This window comes from Burkholderia sp. AU27893 (assembly GCF_002223205.1).
Taxonomy (GTDB): Bacteria; Pseudomonadota; Gammaproteobacteria; order Burkholderiales; family Burkholderiaceae; genus Burkholderia.
Genome location: NZ_NKFD01000023.1, coordinates 1 through 528, shown reverse-complemented (window position 1 = coordinate 528; position 528 = coordinate 1). Strand labels below are relative to the sequence as shown.

Sequence of the window (528 nt, the reverse complement as noted above, 5' to 3'; positions counted from 1 at the left end):
GGCCTTCCTTCAGGCTCAGCTGGAACCAGTCGCGGCAGGTCACGCGGTTGCCGGTCCAGTTGTGGAAGTACTCGTGGCCGACCACCGATTCGATGTTCGCGAAGTCGGTGTCGGTCGCGGTCTCGGGGTTCGCCAGCACGTACTTCGTGTTGAAGATGTTGAGCCCCTTGTTCTCCATCGCGCCCATGTTGAAGTCGCCGACCGCGACGATCATGAAGCGGTCGAGATCGAGCTCGAGGCCGAAGCGCCGCTCGTCCCAGCGGATCGAGTGGATCAGCGAATCCATCGCATGACGCGTCTTGTCGAGATCGGCCGGCTCGACCCACACCTGCAGCAGCTTCTCCTTGCCCGAGCCGGACGTGATCTTCTCCTCGATCGCGACGAGCTTGCCCGCGACCAGCGCGAACAGGTAGCTCGGCTTGCGGAACGGGTCTTCCCATTTCGCGAAGTGGCGCCCGTCGGGCAGGTCGCCCGAATCGACGAGGTTGCCGTTCGACAGCAGCACCGGGTACGCGGCCTTGTCGGCGC

1 protein-coding gene is annotated in these 528 nt (G+C 64.2%); it reads right to left on the bottom strand.

The annotated features are described in order from the left end of the window. The coding region (locus CFB47_RS40055; protein ID WP_306426912.1) for a M1 family aminopeptidase at positions 1-528 on the bottom strand (528 nt) is incomplete at both ends.